The following is a 15,943-nucleotide window of genomic DNA, read 5'->3' as shown; positions in this document are numbered from 1 at the left end:
ATGACGACGACATACCGCCGCCTCGCCGTACTCCTGGTCGCATCCGTCGCCCTGGGGCCCCTCCTCGTGCCCGTCGCCTTCGCCGACGATCCCCCCGGGTCCGCCGCGAGTGCGTCCCCGCCGCCGGCCGTCGATCCCAGCTCCCCGGGGCTCATGCTTCCCGACGGTGCCACCCTCGCCGCCGCCAAGGTGCTCGACATCAAGCAGATCGTCGAGGACGAGGGGGGTGAGCAGCGCCGTCAGGACACCAACGTGGACGTGACGTTCGCGCTGCAGGCCGAGGTCCTGTTCCCCAAGAACAGTGCCAAGCTCGGCGCCGCCGCCAACGCCCGTATCGCCGCCATCGCCGCCGAGATCAACAAGCTCGGCTCCGGTCGCGTCCGGGTCTTCGGGTTCACCGACAACCTCGGGACGTACGAGCACGGGCTCAAGCTGTCGAAGGAGCGGGCCGTCGCCGTGCAGCAGGTCCTCGCGCGGGGTCTCGACCCGGGCACGACCTTCGACATCCGGGGCTACAGCGAGGACTACCCGATCGCCGACAACGGCTCCGAGGAGGGCCGCAAGAAGAACCGTCGCGTCGAGATCTCCTTCCCCCGCACCACACCACCCGTCACGCCCTGAGGCCGACGCCCCCGCGGCCGGGCTGCCCGCGGGCATACTGGCGTGTCATGAGCACTGCCGGATTCACGCTTCGCCACACCGACCCCGAGGCCGCTTCCCGATGGCTCGCCCCCGCGCCCTCCTGGGGCGGGGCGATCCCGGGGCTCGGGTCCGTGGAGTTGCGGTACGGGAACGCCGTCGGGCGGGGCGACGGCTTCGCGCAGTTCTCGGTCGCCGGCGAGCGCCTGCCGCAGGGGGTCTTCAGCGGCATCCGGTTCGGCAGGGCGCCACTGCCCGCCCGCGCCAGGTTCCAGGTCGGCGAGTACACCGGCACCCTGAGCCGCCGCCGCAGCGGCCTGTCCCGGGACGGCCGCGCCCTGCGCATCGGTCTCGCCGGCCGGGCGTACCGCTACCGGCGGGGCCAGGACAAGCGGGTCACCGAGCTGCTCCGGCAGGGGATCGTCGTCCGGGTCACCCGCGACGACTGGAGCAGGCCGGTGACGCTCGATGTCAGGACCGAGGGCCAGGTCGACGCCGTGGACCTGTCCCTGGCCCTGCTCCTCCAGGGCGTCTACACCCGGCACCTGGCCCAGAGCGGCCGCTGGTACTCCCTGCCGGGCCGGATCCTGAACCGTACGCCCGACATCTTCTGATTCCTCCGGTGGCTCAGGTGCCCGGCTTCCAGAGGGTGACCTCCAGGGCGATCTGCGCCGGCGGGGCGATCGAGGACTGGGGGTTGCCGCCGATGAAGCCGGTGATCACGACCCGGGCGATGTTCCCCTTGTCGGTCAGGACACAGAGGACCGTCTTGGCGGGGAGGTCCCACTTGGACATGGCGGACTCGGTGAAGCCGCCGACCCTGGCGGCCCGTGCGCAGTCCTGGGCCTGCTCCGAGGCGTCCGTGGGCTGGAGCTGGGCCGCGTTGCGGCCGTTGCGCAGGGAGAGGTAGCCCTCCAGGGTGTCCTGGTAGGTGAGGTCGGCCTCGATGGGGACGCCGCTCTGTTCGGCCTTCTCCTTCGCCCTGTCCCACTCCTCGCGGGTGTACCGGCGCGTGGCCGGCGCGTCGAAGTCGATGGTGCCGAGGTCGGAACCGGGCGGCAGGCCGAGGGACATGGCCTGCTTCGGGTAGAACTCGGTGTACGACCCGGCCGTCGGTGCCGTCGCCGACGCCGTCGAGGAGCTGTCCGGGGAGGGCCCGTCGCTCACCTGGTCAGACCCTGTCGAGGGCTCCGATGACGGCACCTCGGAGGTCGACGGAGGCGGCGTGCCCGGCTCCGTGGCCGTGCGGGACTGCGTCGGTGCCTTCGCGTCCGAGGGGCTCTCGCCCTTGTCCGTCAGGGCGGAGGTCAGGACGGCGCCGGCCAGGGAGAAGACGCCGGCGATGACCGCGCCGATGACGGTGATCCGGACGGCTTCGCTCTGTCTGCCGAGCCAGCCCTGCCGTCGGGGCGGCGGCTGCGGGGGAGGCGGCGGGAACGGCCCGCCGGGCGAACCGGCGTCCTGGTGCGGGTGGTTGCTCGGAGGCATGGGGGCCGTGGACACCGAAACTCCCTGTTTCTCTCTGGTGTTGATGGAGATCGCCGAGACGCGCTGCCGTGGTGATCTCTTCGCAGCCAACGGACTTTACCCTGCGCCTCGTTGCTCCTCCTCGTCAGAGAGTCAGCGCCGCCCTGATCGTGGCCGTCATCCGGTCCGGATGCCGGAAGACCTCGCCCGCCGTGAACCGCAGCACCCGGCGGATCTCCGGGCAGGACTGCAGCGCGTTGAAGCGGGCCACGTCCCGCTCGTGGGCGCGGCGGGTGCCGTGGAAGGCGTAGCCCTCGACCTCCACCGCCAGGCCCTGCGCGCGGAACAGGAAGTCCGGGCGCAGCGCAGGCCCCGCCGCCGTCCGCAGGATCGGCTGGCACTCCGGGAACAGGTCGGCGTCCCCCATCCGCAGCCTCGCCACCGTCTCCGCCGGTGAGCCCGACGCCGGCTCGGCGAGCCGCAGCCAGGACCGGGCGCGGGGCGCTCCCCGCCGGGGCGCCGCGAGTTCGGCGGTGAGGTCCTCGTGGCGGACGAGCGCCTCGCGCCGCACCCCTTCGACCGTCCGCCGCGCGAGTGCCGAGTCGGCGACCACCACGGCCTCCTCCCGGCCGGCGGCCGCCCGTATCAGGTCGCCGACCGTCCGCGCCGGGGTCGTGGTCCGCAGGCCCCGTCGTATCGTCCCGTCGCCGGCCGTCAGGAACCTCGTGCCGTGGACGCGCACCCGTGTTCCCCCGCCGGCCGTCGAGCGGGACGCCGCAGGGGCGGTGAACTCCAGGCGGTCCACCCGCCCCGGCGGCTCCAGCCGCTCGATGCGGTGCAGTCGTGCCGCCGTCCCGTGGCTGCACACCCACTCCGGGCGCAGGAGCTGGAGCGCCGTCGCCCGCACCCGCCAATCCACCTCCTTGCCCGGGGCCGCCCACGCACCCCGGCAGATCCGCTGCCAGCCGTCCCCGCGCAGGCGGCCGGCCAGGCGGCCCGGGGGCCAGCCCGCCGCGACCGCCCAGACCGTCAGGAGGACCCCGCCCCTGGCGAGGATCGCCAACTCGTACATACGCCCAACGATCCACGGAAGAGGGACACTTCGCACCCCCTGTGGAAAACCTGCCGAAAGCCGTCGTCAGGAAAGCGCAAAGGTGGCGGGACAAGCCTGTCGGGCAGGAGCATTCTGGACAGATGACGACGACGGGCGAGACTCCGGGCGCGGCCCCGGGTCTGCGGAGCGCGCAGAGGGTGCAGAGCGCGCAGAGTGTGCAGTTGGTCAGCGATCTCGTCACCCGGATCCCCGAGTTCCGGGACGTGTACGAGAATCATGTCTTCCATCAGGGCGGTGTGCAGCCGCACGTGTTCTTCTGGGACGTCGTCCAGGACACCGTCCGCTCCTTCCTCGGCGAGTCCCCGTGTGCGGCTGACTGGCGCCGCACTCTCGCCTTCCTGGAGGAGCAGAGCTGTCGTGGTGTCCTCGGTGTCGACGAGGTCATCGTCACCTCCTTCCTCGGCGACCTGCCCTCCCCGCACGAGCCGGGGCACGCCATCGTCCAGCAGCTGGGTCCCGTCATGGCCGCGAAGTTCGTCCGCATAAGGCCACGGGGCTGAGCCCAGCGACGCCACGGGGCCGAACCCATCGATGCCACGGGGCTGAGCCCCGGCGATGCCACGGTGGCCGAGCCCAGCGATGCCCGGTCCGAGCCGCACGATGCCGCCGGCCCGAGCCGCGCAAGGCCGCCCGGATGGGCTACGCGCGCCGCCGGGATAATCGGGCGCATGTCCCCGCCGTCCCCGCCCGCACTCAGCCGTCGCAGGCGCGCCCTCCGTCCCCTCCGTACCCTCGACCCCACCGTCCTCGCCGTCGGCGGGTACGCCGTGACCCGCCTCATCGGCCTCGCGGTCCTCGCGATCGCCTCCGCCGTCACCGGCGAGGACGGGCTGCACCGGCTCAAGGGCCGCTGGGACTCCGTCTGGTACGTGCGGATCGCCGAGAACGGCTACGGGTACCAGGCCACCCTGCCGAACGGTGACGTCCACCCCGACCTGGCCTTCTTCCCGCTCCTCCCGGCCCTGGAGCGCGGTCTCTCCACCGTCCTCCCGCTGGACGCGGCCACCGCCGGGCTGCTGGTCTCCTGGACCGCCGGACTCGCCGCCGCGTGGGGAATGTACCGGTGCGGCGCGCACGCCTTCGGAGCCCGCGCCGGCATTCTGCTCGCCGTCCTCTGGGGCGTGTACCCGACCGCGTTCGTCCAGTCGATGGCGTACACGGAGACGCTGTTCACCGCCTTCGCCGCCTGGTCGCTGTACGCGGTGCTGCGCGGGCGCTGGATCCTGGCCGGCGCCCTGTGCGCGGCGGCCGGGCTCACCCGGCCGACGGCCGTCGCCCTGATCGCCGCCCTGGGGATCACCGCACTCGTCACGCTCGTACGGGACCGGCGGCTGCCCCCGCGGACGGTCGCCGGAGTCCTGATCGCGCCGCTCGGCTGGCTCGCGTACATCGCGTACGTCGGCGTCCGCCAGGACAGTGCGACCGCCTACTTCGACGTCCAGGCGGCCTGGGGCAACTCCATCGACGGCGGTGTCGCCCTCGCCCGGTTCATCGCCGGTCTGCCGTGGCCCGCCGCCCTCGGACTCTGCGCGGCGCTCGCGCTGCTCGGCCGGCTGGTCGTCCTCTGCGTACGGCAGCGGCAGCCGCTGCCCCTGCTGCTCTACACGATCGGCGTCGTGTTCGTCTCGCTCGTCGGCGCCGCGTACTTCGGCTCCCGGCCGCGGCTGATGATGCCCGCGTTCGGGCTGCTGCTCCCGCCCGCCGTGGCCCTCGCTCGGCTCCGCGTCCGGACCGCCGTGCCGGTCCTCGGCGGGCTCGCGCTCGCCTCCGCCGTGTACGGGGCGTTCACCCTGCTCGGTTCGGGACCGCCGTGACGTCCACGCGCACGCGTACCCCCGGCCGCAGCCCCCAGCCGGCCATCGCGCCCGCCTCCGCCTCCAGGACGTGCCGGCCGCGCGGCCGGATCATGCCGAGCCGTCCCGGCCGCATCGTGACGACGGAGCGGACCGTGAAGGAGCGGTCCAGATATGCCACGTCGATCGCGAACCGCATCCCGAAGGTGTGCACGCTGTTCGTCCGGACGATGAGCATCGCCCCCGCGATCCCGTCCCGCCCGAGCAGCCCCCGCCGCCGCGCGCGGTACGAGGCCGCCACCTCCAGCGGCACCTCCCCGACCGCGTCGGTCGCCAGCGTCCCCGTCCCGTCCGCCCATTTCCCCATGTGCCAGACCGTAGCGGCCCGCCGAGCCTAGGGTCGGCTCCGTGTACGTCACGACGATCACCCTCGCCGCCCTCTGGGGCGCCGCCGTCGGGCTGTTCGTGCCGCGTGCCGCGTACCGGCTCTCCGTGGCCTTCGAGGAACCGTGGCGGGACCGCTGCCCCGTCGGGCACGAGCTCGCGGGGCCCGCGCGCGGCTGGCTCGGCGGGCCGGGGCGGCAGGACTGCGCGACGACCGGAAGCCCGCACACGGCACCGCTGCTCACCGCTCTCGTCTGCGCCGTGCTCGCCGCCGCCACCGGCGGGCCCCGGCCCGAGCTCGCGGTCTGGCTGCTCGGCGCGCCCTTCGCCGTGCTCCTCGCCACCGTGGACACGCGCGTGCACCGGCTTCCGGACGCTCTCACCCTGCCGCTGGCCGCCGCGGTGCCGCTGCTCCTCGGTGTCGCCGAGCTCCTGCCGTACGACGCGGGCTCCTGGCTCCACGCGCTGCTGGGCGCGCTCGCGCTCGGCGGGGCCTATCTGGTGCTCCATCTGATCAACCCGGGCCAGCTCGGTCTGGGCGACGTCAAGCTGGCGGTGCCGCTCGGCGCGGCCCTCGGCTGGTACGGCTGGGGCGTGCTCTTCACGGGGGCCTTCGCGGGGTTCCTGTTCGGGGCGGTGTACGGCGTCGGGCTCGTCCTCCTGCGCCGCGCCGACCGCTCCTCGGCGATCCCCTTCGGCCCTTTCATGCTCGCCGGCGGGCTGCTGGGGCTGCTCCTCGGCGCGTTCACCGCGCTTCCGTGACGGTCGTGCCCGCCGGTCACCGCGGCATCGCCCGCCGTGACGGCGGCGGCCCGCCTCCCCGCGCGCCCGGTGGCCTGACCTGCCGGAAGGCGGTCCCGTGCGGCTGCCTTCCGTCAACGCGGCGCCCGGCCCGGGCGGTCCCTCTTCGGAGGGACGGAACTCCGCCGCCGCGCCGGGGCGCAAACCCGCCACAGGGGCCTGCACCCCTTGTCCCGCCTGGGATCCGGCGAATTCGTCGGGGTTCGTTCGGCGTACGTGGCGCGCAACACGACTAACGAAGGGTTATGGTGGAAACCCCCCCTCGGGCCGGTCCGTATCCCCCCCACGGACCGGCCCGTTTTCTTTCCCGGATCCCGCGAGGGCCTGCCCCCGGATCCTCCCGACGGCCTGCCCCGGATCCCCACAGGGCCTGCCCCCGGTCACTCCGGACGCGTCAGGACCGGCCGGCCCAGATGTTCGTCCCCTGGGTGTCCACGGCGAACGAGTCGATCTCCACCAGCTCGTCGGCGGTCAGCGGCGGGGCCGCGAGAGCCGCCACGTTCTCCTCCAGCTGGGCGACGCTGGACGCGCCGATCAGCGCCGAGGTCATCCGCTCGTCGCGCAGCACCCACGACAGCGCCAGCTGCGCCAGCGACTGCCCGCGCCGGCCCGCGATGTCCGCGAGACCGCGCAGCCGCCGCAGCACCTCGTCGGAGAGCAGGTTCGGGTCGAGGGACTTGCCCTGGGTGGCCCGCGAGCCCTCCGGGATGCCCTTCAGGTACTTGTCGGTGAGCAGCCCCTGCGCCAGCGGCACGAAGGAGATGCAGCCCATGCCGGCCTCCTCCAGCGTGTCGAGGAGGCCGTCCTCCTCGGTCCAGCGGTTGATCATCGAGTACGAGGGCTGGTGGATGAGGGCCGGGACACCCATCTCACGCAGGATCCGCGCGGCCTCGGCGGTCTGCTCGCTGGTGTACGAGGAGACGCCCACGTACAGCGCCTTGCCCTGCTGGACGGCGGAGGCCAGGGCCCCCATCGTCTCCTCCAGCGGGGTGTGCGGGTCGAAGCGGTGCGAGTAGAAGATGTCGACGTAGTCGAGGCCCATCCGGTTCAGGGAGGCGTCGAGCGAGGACAGCAGGTACTTGCGGGAGCCCCACTCGCCGTACGGGCCGGGGTGCATCTCGTAGCCGGCCTTGGTGGAGACGATCAGCTCGTCGCGGTAGGGCGCGAAGTCCTGGGCGAAGAGCTTGCCGAAGTTGAGCTCGGCGGAGCCGGGCGGCGGCCCGTAGTTGTTCGCCAGGTCGAAGTGGGTGACGCCGAGGTCGAAGGCGCGGCGCAGGATGGCCCGCTGGGTGTCGAGCGCGCGGTCGTCGCCGAAGTTGTGCCAGAGGCCGAGGGAGATCGCGGGAAGCTTGAGGCCGCTGCGGCCCGAGCGGCGGTACTCCATGGAGTCATAGCGGTCCGCGGAGGCGCGGTACAGGGGGGAATCAGTCACGTATCTCTGCTTATCACGGACTTGTGACAGTCCCGGGCTGGGAGCCCGTCGCCCGTCCGCAGTAGTGTGGCGGCTTGCGGACCGCCGCGGCACGGCGGGCCTGCCGCTGCATGGAGAGGTAAAGAACAGTGAACCTGCGCGACCTGGTGTACGGGCTCTACGCACGCCGGGTGGAAGGCCGCCTCGACCATGCCCAGGTGCCCAAGCACATCGGGGTCATCCTCGACGGGAACCGCCGCTGGGCCAAGGCCTCCGGCGGGACGCCCGAGCAGGGCCACAAGGCGGGCGCGGACAAGATCCAGGAGCTGCTCGGCTGGTGCGCCGAGACCGACGTCGAGGTCGTCACGCTCTGGATGCTCTCCACGGACAACCTGAACCGGCCCGAGGAGCAGCTCGTCCCGCTGCTCGGCATCATCGAGAACGCCGTGCGGGCGCTCGCCGCCGACGGCCGCTGGCGCGTCAACCACGTCGGCACGATGGACCTGCTGCCCGCCCGTACGCAGTCGGTGCTCAAGGAGGCCGAGCAGTCCACCCACGACAACACGGGGATACTCGTGAACGTGGCCGTGGGCTACGGCGGCCGGCAGGAGATCGCGGACGCGGTCCGCTCGCTGCTCCTGGAGCACGCGGAGCGCGGCACGAGCTTCGAGGAGCTCGCCGAGATCGTCGACGTCGAGCACATCTCGGAGCACCTCTACACGCGCGGCCAGCCCGACCCGGACCTGGTGATCCGCACCAGCGGCGAGCAGCGGCTGTCCGGATTCATGCTGTGGCAGAGCGCCCATTCCGAGTACTACTTCTGTGAAGTGCACTGGCCGGCCTTCCGCAAGGTCGACTTCCTGCGGGCGCTGCGTGACTACGCCGCCCGGCACCGGCGCTACGGAACCTGATTCCCGGACTCGGACGGTCCCCGGAGCACCCCGGGGACCTGACCGGAACCGATCACCTCGTGTTCACGAACACGTCGTCATATGCCATGGCATGGCAGAGCCTGTTAGAGGGCATATCCCTGGTGAAGTGAGCGGCACGGAGACCGCCACCCGGGAGGCCCCTTGCACCAGGACGACCGTGCGGGACACGTACGGGAGAAGCGGAGGGCCGTGGTTCGGCCCGTGCACGGCGGCCTGAACCCGGTCCCATTCCGCAGCGACACCGGTTCCGTCGCACCCCGACCTCACAGGGGTCTTCCGAGGGGGTCTGTCCTTCCGTGGTGACCAGCACGAAGCGCCGCCTTTCCGACCGGCGCACCTATGTTCTCGACACCAGCGTCCTGCTGGCCGACCCCAACGCCATGTCGCGCTTCGAGGAGCACGAGGTAGTGCTCCCGATCGTCGTGGTGACGGAGCTCGAGGCCAAGCGGCACCATCCCGAACTCGGCTACTTCGCCCGGCAGGCCCTGCGCCTCCTGGACGACTTCCGGGTCCGGTACGGGCGCCTGGACGCCCCGCTCCCCATCGGGGAGCTGGGCGGCACCCTGCGTGTCGAACTCAACCATTCCGACCCCGGCGTACTGCCCGCCGGCTACAGGTTGGGGGACAACGACTCACGGATCCTCGCGGTCGCGCGCAACCTCCAGGCGGAGGGGTACGACGTCACGGTCGTCTCCAAGGACCTGCCGCTGCGCATCAAGGCCTCGTCGGTCGGCCTCCTCGCCGAGGAGTACCGCGCCGAACTGGCCATCACCGACGCCAACGGCTGGACCGGGATGTCCGAGCTGGCGCTCTCCGGCGAGCAGGTGGACCTGCTCTACGACCAGGAGTCGCTGTACGTGCCGGAGGCCGCGGAGCTTCCGGTCCACACGGGTCTGGTGCTCCAGTCCGAGCGGGGCAAGGCGCTCGGCCGGGTCACCGCCGAGGGGAACGTACGGCTGGTCCGCGGCGACCGGGAGGCCTTCGGGCTCCGCGGCCGCAGCGCCGAGCAGCGGATCGCGCTGGATCTGCTCCTCGACCCGGACGTCGGCATCATCTCCATGGGCGGCCGGGCCGGCACCGGCAAGTCCGCGCTCGCGCTCTGCGCGGGCCTGGAGGCGGTCCTGGAGCGCCGTCAGCACCAGAAGGTGATGGTCTTCCGTCCGCTGTACGCGGTCGGCGGCCAGGAGCTCGGCTACCTGCCTGGCAGCGAGGCGGAGAAGATGAGCCCGTGGGCTCAGGCCGTCTTCGACACGCTGTCCTCGGTCGCGAGCCGTGAGGTGGTGGAGGAGGTGCTCGGCCGCGGGATGCTGGAGGTCCTGCCGCTCACCCACATCCGGGGCCGTTCGCTCCACGACGCGTTCGTCATCGTGGACGAGGCCCAGTCCCTGGAGCGGAACGTCCTGTTGACCGTTCTGTCCCGAATCGGGGCGAATTCGCGGGTCGTTCTGACCCATGACGTCGCCCAGCGGGACAACCTCAGGGTCGGCCGGTACGACGGAGTCGTCGCCGTGGTCGAGAAACTGAAGGGGCATCCGCTCTTCGCCCATGTCACCCTCACCCGCTCCGAGCGCTCCCAGATCGCGGCGCTCGTGACGGAGATGCTGGAGGACGGTCAGATCTGACCCGATTCGTACGCGTACGTATGCGTACGGAAGTTGGCGCCGCCCGGCAGAGCGCAGGAGCTTAGCCGGGCGGCGCCCCCATGTCCGCCTTATCTTCGAAAACACCTGCCCGCGCCCAGGTGTGAGCTTTCACACGCAACGCAGAATTGCCTTGCGGTGTCGCCGTCCGGCAAAGTCTTGCTTCCGTCAGGCCCCGCATACGGCACCCGTGCACCTTCAGGCGCACAACCACCACATAACTCCACAGTCGTTCGCCGTATGCCGCCCACAGCACCACGGGCCCGTGTCTTCTGTGACCGTGTACGTCGGAGACCAGCGCCAGGGGCACGATTTCGCCCGCGTGGTCACCTGTGCGGGCGTGCTGGAAGGAAACCGTGTGAGCCGGATCTCGGTCCGGGGATTCGCGGTGGCTTCGGCCACTGCGGTCACCACCGTCGGCGCCGTCATGGGCGTTGCGTCGGGTAACGCCGCTCAGTCCTCGGACGACAACTTCGAGGCCGCCGCGGCCGACACCACGCTGCTCGCGGACATTCCCGTGGGCGAACAGGCCCAGGTACAGGTCTCGTCCCTCTCGGAGCAGGCCGACGTCCAGGCCGCCGCTGCCGACTCCGTCGCCAAGAAGTCCGCGGAGGAGACGGCTCGTCTCCGCGCCGCCAAGGACGCCGAGGCGAAGAAGGAGGCGGCCGACAAGGCCGCCGCCGAGGAGAAGGCCGAGAAGGAGCGCAAGGAGGCGGAGGAGCGCGCCAGCCGTTCCGCGGTCCGCGACGCCTCGTCCTTCAGCGCGCAGGGCTCGTACTCGGTCTCCGAGGTCAAGGCGATCGCCCGCCAGATGGTCCCGGCCTCGCAGTTCCAGTGCTTCAGCAACATCGTGGACCACGAGTCCACCTGGAACTACAAGGCCGTCAACCCGGGTTCGGGCGCCTACGGTCTCGTCCAGGCGCTCCCGGGCAACAAGATGGCCAGCGCCGGCGCCGACTGGCAGACCAATCCGGCCACCCAGATCAAGTGGGGCCTCAACTACATGAACGACCGCTACGGCAGCCCGTGTGGCGCCTGGTCGTTCTGGCTGTCCCACCGCTGGTACTAGTACGGCGTGCTCAACCCCGGGGAGCCCCTCACCGTCCTACGGTGAGGGGCTTCTTGCGTGTAGTTTCGAATGCCCGCGGTCTCCGGGGGCAACGGTGGGGGAACGGTGGGAAAGAGCGAGCGGGGGATGAGGAAAGCGATGTCGAGAGTGCCAGGGTGGCTGGGACGGCTGGGCGAGAGCCTGAGCCGCATGGGTGAGCGCCTCGACGAGCGCCGTGCCGAGGCGGAGCGCGAGGAGCCGCTCGGCCCGACGTTCGAGGACCCGGGGGAGCGGCGCCCGGCCGGCGCGGCCCCCACTGCCGGGGACGCCGACGGAACCGGTACCGGTACCGGAGTCACCGCCGGGGCGGCCGCCGCCGTGCCCGCCCGCCCCGACGTGGACCCGGACACCGCCGCACCGCTCCCGCCGGCCGCCGGCGAGCCCGGTCTCTCCGTCCCCGCACCCCCCACGTACGCACCGGCCGTCGCCGCGAGGCCCGATCCCGCCGCCGCGATCCCGTGGGGCATGCGGGTGGCCGCCGAGGCGAGTTGGCGCCTGCTCGTCTTCGCCGGCACCGTCTGGGTGCTGATGAAGGTGATCAGCTCCGTCCAGCTGGTCGTCCTCGCGTTCGTCGCCGCGCTCCTCGTCACCGCCCTGCTCCAGCCCACCGTGGCCATGCTGCGCAGGAAGGGCCTGCCGCGCGGGCTCGCCACCGCCGTCACCGCCGTCTCCGGCTTCGTCGTGATGGGTCTGGTCGGCTGGTTCGTGGTCTGGCAGGTGATGGACAACATCGACAACCTGACCGACCGCGTCAAGGACGGCATCGAGGAGCTCAAGCGCTGGGCCCTGGACAGCCCGTTCCATGTGACCGAGCGCCAGATCAACGACATCGCGAAGAACCTCAGCGACACCATCGGCGCCAACGCCGAGCAGATCACCTCCGTCGGACTGCAGGGCGTCGCCGTCTTCGTCGAGACGATGACCGGCATCCTGCTCGCCATGTTCTCGACGCTCTTCCTGCTGTACGACGGGAAGAAGGTCTGGGAGTGGACGCTCAAGCTGGTCCCCGCCCAAGCCCGGCCCGGCGTCGCGGGCGCGGGCCCGCGCGCCTGGCGCACCCTCACCGCCTATGTGCGGGGCACGGTGCTCGTCGCCCTCATCGACGCGGTCTTCATCGGCCTCGGACTCTGGTTCCTCGACGTGCCGATGGCCGTACCGCTCGCCGTCTTCATCTTCCTCTTCGCCTTCATCCCGCTCGTCGGCGCGGTCGTCTCCGGCGCCCTCGCGGTGGTCGTCGCCCTCGTCACCAACGGACCGTTCACCGCGCTCATGGTGCTGATCGTCGTCCTCGCCGTGCAGCAGATCGAGGGCCATGTGCTCCAGCCCTTCATCCTCGGACGCGCGGTGCGGGTCCACCCGCTGGCCGTCGTCCTCGCGGTCGCGGCCGGCGGCCTGACCGCCGGCATCGGCGGTGCCGTGGTCGCGGTCCCGCTGGTCGCCGTCGTCAACACGGCGGTCGGATACCTGCGCGCGTACAGCAGGGAGCAGGCGCTGCGCAGCGCGCGGGAACCTCGCGGGGCGACCGCCTACGAGATCGCGCCGACCCCGGCCCCCGGCGCGCTCGCGGGCAAGGGGGACGGCGAGTGATATCGGAACCGGAGCTCGACGGGGACAGCTCGTACGAGAGCACCGAGGTTCTGACGGAGGAGCGGGCCCCGCGCCCGCCCAGGCCCCGCCGCCCCTGGCTGTGGGCGCTCGGCGGCGCGGTGGTGGCGTCGGCGGTCTGGGGCGGGGCGCTCTACGCGGTCCAGCGGGGCGAGGAGCCGGGTCCGGACATGCGGGGCTACAAGGCCGTGAAGAACCTCTGCGAGACGGCCAGGCTGGGGGCGCTCACCAGCATCCTGGGCAAGCGGTCCTCGGACACCGAGGCGGAGCTGGCCGACGATGCCGCGTTGGAGACGCAGCACTGCCCGGTGCTGTTCGGGTCGCCCGAGACCGGGTACAGCGGGAGCGTCGAGTACACGAGGCACCTGGTGACCGACCCGGGGCCCGAGTTCGACGCCCGGGCCAAGCGGTTCGAGATGGAGCCGTACCAAGGGCTCGGGGAGAAGGCCTACCTGCAGGTCGACGACGCGTTCGGGGCGCAGCTCCTGGTGCTCGACGGGCAGGTGGAGATCGAGATCAACTTCAGCTCGATGTCCAGCTGGGACCAGGACACCGGTGAGGGCGTCCGGGACACCGAGCCGGTCGACCTCTCCGGGATCGAGATCCCGCTCGCCCAGGACATGCTGGCGCTCATGGCCGCGCTCAAGAAGTGACCCCGCGCGGGGGGTGACCACCCTCCGGACGCGACGAAAGGGCCCCGGGGCGCGAAGCCCCGGGGCCCTTCTCGTACCGTGACGCCCTACTCGGCGGAGGCGAGGACCGCTTCCGCGTCGAGGGTGACGCCGACCGCCTGGATCACCGCGGCGATCTTGACGGCCTCCTGGATCGTGGCGCGGTCGACACCGGCCTGGCGCAGGACCTGCTCGTGCGAGTCGAGGCACTGGCCGCAGCCGTTGATCGCGGACACCGCCAGCGACCACAGCTCGAAGTCGACCTTCTCGACGCCCGGGTTGCCGATGACGTTCATCCGCAGACCGGCGCGCATCGTCCCGTACTCGGGGTCCGACAGCAGGTGCCGGGTCCGGTAGAAGACGTTGTTCATCGCCATGATCGCGGCGGCGGACTTGGCCGCCTGGTACGCCTCGGGCTTCAGGTTGGCCTGGGCCTCGGGCTCCAGCTCCTTGAGGACCTTCGGCGAGCGCGAGGCGATCGCGCAGGCGAGGACGGTGCCCCAGAGCTGCTGCTGGGGCAGCTCGCTGTTGCCGATGACCGAACCGAGGTTCAGCTTCAGGTCCTTGGCGAAGTCCGGTATGGCGGACTTCAGTTCGTCGAGAGCCATGTCAGATCACTCGCCCGACAGGAGCGCGGCGGCGTCGAGGGTGCCCTCGCCCTTGTTCCAGTTGCAGGGGCACAGCTCGTCGGTCTGCAGGGCGTCGAGGACCCGCAGGACCTCCTTGGGGTTACGGCCGACGGATCCGGCGGTCACCATGGTGAACTGGATCTCGTTGTTCGGGTCCACGATGAAGACGGCACGCTGGGCGAAGCCGTCCTCGCCGCGCACGCCGCAGTCGCTCATGAGCTCGTGCTTGGAGTCGGCCAGCATCGGGAAGGGCAGGTCACGCAGGTCGGCGTGGTCCTTGCGCCAGGCGTGGTGCACGAACTCGGAGTCGCCGGAGACGCCGAGGATCTGGGCGTCGCGGTCCGCGAACTCGTCGTTCAGCTTGCCGAACGCGGCGATCTCGGTGGGGCAGACGAAGGTGAAGTCCTTCGGCCAGAAGAACACCACGCGCCACTTGCCCTCGTAGGCCTTGTGGTCGATCTGCTCGAACTCCTTGCCGCTCTCCAGCGACACGCAGGCGGTCAGGTCGTAGGCGGGGAACTTGTCACCGACAGTGAGCACGCGCTCTCCTTGCAAACAGGAAGGGTCCCTTTTGGGGTCTTCCGTGGGGGTTGGACGGCTCACAGCATGGCACGGAGTGCATTGATCAGTGAAATAGCTAGAGTGGGTCGTGTTGATCGAAGGTGGTTATCAGTGATCCCGGCACGACGTGTGAAACAGCCCAGCCTGTCCCAGCTCAGAGCCTTCGCGGCGGTGGCGGAGCATCTCCACTTCCGCGACGCGGCGGCCGCCATCGGCATGAGCCAGCCCGCGCTCTCGGGCGCGGTTTCGGCACTCGAAGAGGCACTCGGTGTCCAGCTCCTCGAGCGTACGACGAGAAAGGTGCTGCTCTCGCCCGCGGGGGAGCGGCTCGCGGTCCGCGCCCGGGCGGTCCTCGACGCGGTGGCCGAGCTGATGGAGGAGGCGGAGGCGGCCCAGGCCCCGTTCACCGGGGTGCTGCGGCTCGGAGTGATCCCGACGGTCGCCCCGTATCTCCTGCCGACGGTGCTGCGGCTCGTCCACCGGCGCTACCCGGACCTCGACCTCCAGGTCCACGAGGAGCAGACCTCCTCCCTCCTGGAGGGGCTCGCCGCCGGGCGGCTGGACCTGCTGCTGCTCGCCGTGCCGCTCGGAGTGCCCGGGGTCACCGAGCTGCCCCTCTTCGACGAGGACTTCGTCCTGGTCACCCCGCAGGGGCATCCGCTGGCCGGCCGGGACGACATTCCGCGCGAGGCCCTCAAGGAGCTGCGGCTGCTCCTCCTCGACGAGGGGCACTGCCTGCGCGACCAGGCCCTCGACATCTGCCGCGAGGCCGGGCGCACGGACGGCGCCGAGGTCACCACCACCGCGGCGGGGCTCTCCACCCTGGTCCAGCTGGTGGCCGGCGGTCTCGGGGTGACGCTGCTGCCGCGCACCGCCGTCACGGTCGAGACCGCCCGGAACAACGCCCTGTGGACGGGGCTGTTCACCGAGCCGGCCCCGGCCCGGCGGATCGCCCTCGCGATGCGGACGGGCGCGGCCCGGCACGCCGAGTTCGAGGAACTGGCGGCGGAGCTGCGGGGCGCGATGCGAGGCCTTCCGGTACGGGTGCTCGGCGACGGCTCCTGAGATCCGCCGGGGCGGGACAGCGGCGCCGGCTCCTGAGATCCGCCGGGGCGGGACAGCGGCGCCGCCTCCCGGGGCCCCCGTACGGGTGAGGGCGGCGGTTCCTGAGACCCCCCGGTGTCAGGA

At 71.6% G+C, this 15,943-nt stretch carries 17 protein-coding genes; 11 read left to right on the top strand and 6 right to left on the bottom strand.

Annotated features, from left to right (window positions below):
* Together ACIP84_RS25865 and ACIP84_RS25860 are read left to right on the top strand one after the other, a co-directional pair.
* Positions 1-621, top strand: a complete 621-nt coding sequence (locus tag ACIP84_RS25865; RefSeq protein ID WP_401800678.1) for an OmpA family protein — start codon at positions 1-3, stop codon at positions 619-621.
* A 47-nt stretch (positions 622-668) separates the two neighbouring features.
* Entirely contained in the window at positions 669-1,253 is a 585-nt protein-coding gene (locus ACIP84_RS25860) for a hypothetical protein (RefSeq protein ID WP_401800675.1), read from the top strand.
* 13 nt (positions 1,254-1,266) lie between these two features.
* Here the strand turns inward: ACIP84_RS25860 and ACIP84_RS25855 are convergent, their stop codons facing one another.
* Positions 1,267-2,142: a hypothetical protein gene (locus tag ACIP84_RS25855; protein WP_355961887.1), complete on the bottom strand. Its 876-nt coding sequence runs from the start codon at positions 2,140-2,142 to the stop codon at positions 1,267-1,269.
* Positions 2,143-2,251: 109 nt separating this feature from the next.
* A complete protein-coding gene (locus ACIP84_RS25850) occupies positions 2,252-3,178 on the bottom strand; it encodes a hypothetical protein (protein WP_401800672.1) in 927 nt (308 codons plus the stop codon).
* A gap of 122 nt (positions 3,179-3,300) precedes the next feature.
* Here ACIP84_RS25850 and ACIP84_RS25845 point away from each other — a divergent pair, with 122 nt between their 5' ends.
* The gene (locus ACIP84_RS25845) at positions 3,301-3,720 is read left to right on the top strand and encodes a hypothetical protein (protein WP_355961893.1); all 420 of its coding nucleotides are present in this window, start codon (positions 3,301-3,303) and stop codon (positions 3,718-3,720) included.
* A 168-nt stretch (positions 3,721-3,888) separates the two neighbouring features.
* A complete protein-coding gene (locus tag ACIP84_RS25840; RefSeq protein ID WP_401800670.1) occupies positions 3,889-5,034 on the top strand; it encodes a glycosyltransferase family 39 protein in 1,146 nt (381 codons plus the stop codon).
* Here the strand turns inward: ACIP84_RS25840 and ACIP84_RS25835 are convergent.
* Positions 5,006-5,380 (bottom strand): DUF192 domain-containing protein, encoded by a 375-nt coding sequence (locus ACIP84_RS25835; RefSeq protein ID WP_401800667.1) that lies wholly within the window; start codon positions 5,378-5,380, stop codon positions 5,006-5,008. The two genes, ACIP84_RS25840 and ACIP84_RS25835, sit on opposite strands and share 29 nt — an antisense overlap.
* A 41-nt stretch (positions 5,381-5,421) precedes the next feature.
* On the opposite strand from ACIP84_RS25835, the gene ACIP84_RS25830 reads away from it, so the two are divergent.
* Positions 5,422-6,159: a prepilin peptidase gene (locus ACIP84_RS25830; protein ID WP_401800664.1), complete on the top strand. Its 738-nt coding sequence runs from the start codon at positions 5,422-5,424 to the stop codon at positions 6,157-6,159.
* 433 nt (positions 6,160-6,592) lie between these two features.
* On the opposite strand, the gene mgrA is transcribed toward ACIP84_RS25830, so the two are convergent.
* Positions 6,593-7,630: an L-glyceraldehyde 3-phosphate reductase gene (mgrA, locus tag ACIP84_RS25825; protein WP_401800661.1), complete on the bottom strand. Its 1,038-nt coding sequence runs from the start codon at positions 7,628-7,630 to the stop codon at positions 6,593-6,595.
* 128 nt (positions 7,631-7,758) lie between these two features.
* Here mgrA and ACIP84_RS25820 point away from each other — a divergent pair, with 128 nt between their 5' ends.
* The 5 genes from ACIP84_RS25820 to ACIP84_RS25800 all read left to right on the top strand — a co-directional run bounded on the left by ACIP84_RS25820 (position 7,759) and on the right by ACIP84_RS25800 (position 13,547).
* Positions 7,759-8,520: an isoprenyl transferase gene (locus ACIP84_RS25820; RefSeq protein WP_401800658.1), complete on the top strand. Its 762-nt coding sequence runs from the start codon at positions 7,759-7,761 to the stop codon at positions 8,518-8,520.
* Between the two features lie 317 nt (positions 8,521-8,837).
* A complete protein-coding gene (locus ACIP84_RS25815; protein WP_266968856.1) occupies positions 8,838-10,163 on the top strand; it encodes a PhoH family protein in 1,326 nt (441 codons plus the stop codon).
* A 376-nt stretch (positions 10,164-10,539) separates the two neighbouring features.
* Entirely contained in the window at positions 10,540-11,250 is a 711-nt protein-coding gene (locus ACIP84_RS25810; protein ID WP_355961912.1) for a transglycosylase SLT domain-containing protein, read from the top strand.
* Positions 11,251-11,388: 138 nt separating this feature from the next.
* Complete coding sequence (locus ACIP84_RS25805; RefSeq protein ID WP_401800654.1) at positions 11,389-12,876, top strand: AI-2E family transporter; 1,488 nt, start codon at positions 11,389-11,391, stop codon at positions 12,874-12,876.
* Positions 12,873-13,547: a hypothetical protein gene (locus tag ACIP84_RS25800; RefSeq protein ID WP_355961918.1), complete on the top strand. Its 675-nt coding sequence runs from the start codon at positions 12,873-12,875 to the stop codon at positions 13,545-13,547. The genes ACIP84_RS25805 and ACIP84_RS25800 overlap by 4 nt, the downstream gene beginning before the upstream one ends.
* A gap of 86 nt (positions 13,548-13,633) precedes the next feature.
* Here the strand turns inward: ACIP84_RS25800 and ACIP84_RS25795 are convergent, their stop codons facing one another.
* Together ACIP84_RS25795 and ACIP84_RS25790 are read right to left on the bottom strand one after the other, a co-directional pair.
* On the bottom strand, positions 13,634-14,173 hold the full coding sequence (locus tag ACIP84_RS25795) for an alkyl hydroperoxide reductase (protein ID WP_015035886.1): 540 nt from the start codon (positions 14,171-14,173) through the stop codon (positions 13,634-13,636).
* Positions 14,174-14,179: 6 nt separating this feature from the next.
* Positions 14,180-14,734, bottom strand: coding sequence for a peroxiredoxin (locus ACIP84_RS25790; protein ID WP_073809243.1), 555 nt, complete (start codon positions 14,732-14,734; stop codon positions 14,180-14,182).
* Between the two features lie 150 nt (positions 14,735-14,884).
* Between ACIP84_RS25790 and ACIP84_RS25785 the strand changes: the two genes are divergently transcribed.
* Positions 14,885-15,820: a hydrogen peroxide-inducible genes activator gene (locus ACIP84_RS25785; protein WP_401800649.1), complete on the top strand. Its 936-nt coding sequence runs from the start codon at positions 14,885-14,887 to the stop codon at positions 15,818-15,820.
* Positions 15,821-15,943 lie beyond the last annotated feature (123 nt).

Source organism: Streptomyces sp. NPDC088707, assembly GCF_044752725.1.
In the GTDB taxonomy this organism is placed as follows: Bacteria; Actinomycetota; Actinomycetes; order Streptomycetales; family Streptomycetaceae; genus Streptomyces.
This window is presented reverse-complemented; position numbering and strand designations above follow the sequence as displayed.

Coding starts and splice junctions, on each gene's coding strand:
- ACIP84_RS25865 (WP_401800678.1), top strand. CDS start 1: ATGACGACGACATACCGCCGCCTCGCCGTACTCCTGGTCGCATCCGTC.
- ACIP84_RS25860 (WP_401800675.1), top strand. CDS start 669: ATGAGCACTGCCGGATTCACGCTTCGCCACACCGACCCCGAGGCCGCT.
- ACIP84_RS25850 (WP_401800672.1), bottom strand. CDS start 3,178: ATGTACGAGTTGGCGATCCTCGCCAGGGGCGGGGTCCTCCTGACGGTC.
- ACIP84_RS25845 (WP_355961893.1), top strand. CDS start 3,301: ATGACGACGACGGGCGAGACTCCGGGCGCGGCCCCGGGTCTGCGGAGC.
- ACIP84_RS25840 (WP_401800670.1), top strand. CDS start 3,889: ATGTCCCCGCCGTCCCCGCCCGCACTCAGCCGTCGCAGGCGCGCCCTC.
- ACIP84_RS25835 (WP_401800667.1), bottom strand. CDS start 5,380: ATGGGGAAATGGGCGGACGGGACGGGGACGCTGGCGACCGACGCGGTC.
- ACIP84_RS25805 (WP_401800654.1), top strand. CDS start 11,389: ATGTCGAGAGTGCCAGGGTGGCTGGGACGGCTGGGCGAGAGCCTGAGC.
- ACIP84_RS25795 (WP_015035886.1), bottom strand. CDS start 14,173: ATGGCTCTCGACGAACTGAAGTCCGCCATACCGGACTTCGCCAAGGAC.